This is a genomic window from Streptomyces carpinensis, from assembly GCF_002154505.1.
In the GTDB taxonomy this organism is placed as follows: Bacteria; Actinomycetota; Actinomycetes; order Streptomycetales; family Streptomycetaceae; genus Streptomyces; species Streptomyces carpinensis.
This window is the reverse complement of record NZ_MUBM01000814.1, coordinates 1-623: the sequence shown is the minus strand read 5'-3', so window position 1 is coordinate 623 and position 623 is coordinate 1. Positions and strand designations below refer to the sequence as shown.

The 623-nt window shown below is 69.3% G+C and carries 1 protein-coding gene; it reads left to right on the top strand.

Annotated elements, in window-relative coordinates; all coding sequences use genetic code 11:
* Window positions 1–522: transposase (locus tag BZY54_RS48960; protein ID WP_143668489.1), on the top strand; the 522-nt coding region annotated here is incomplete at its 5' end.
* Between the last annotated feature and the right edge of the window lie 101 nt (window positions 523–623).

The window sequence follows — 623 nt, the reverse complement described above, 5'->3', positions numbered from 1 at the left end:
CAGCCCGCATACGGCGGGCTGGGGCCGCCCACGCTGCCCCGCTACCGCCAGACCGCGCGGCCCCTGACCATGTTCATCCAGGCCGACACCCGTTTCCAGGACGTCGCCTGGCGACAGGGCAGCAAGGGCGTGATGACCTCGCGTTTCGCCGTGCTGCAGGTGCGGCCGTCGGCCAAGGAAGCCTCCCGCACGGCCCAGGAACAGGCCGGCGGACGCAACCCCTGGAACGGGGTGCTGCCGCTGCGGACCCTGCTGGTCGAACAACCTGCAGGAGCCGACGAGCCGACCGGTTACTGGATGAGCAACCTGCCCGCCACCACGCCGATCGTCGACCTGGTGCGGTGGGCGAAGATGCGCTGGCGGATCGAGCACGACTACCGCGAACTCAAGCACGGCCTGGGCCTGGACCACTTCGAGGGCCGCACCTGGCGCGGCTGGCACCATCACGTCACCCTCGTCACCGCCGCTCAGGCCTTCCTCACCCTGCGGCGGCTCGACCCAAAAGTACTCACGCTGGCCTGACCCTCTACCAGGTCCTGGACACACTCCAGGACCTGCTGAGGTGTTGGACCGGCACCTGCACCACCTGCGGCCGACCACTCACCACCAGCAGAACCAGAGCC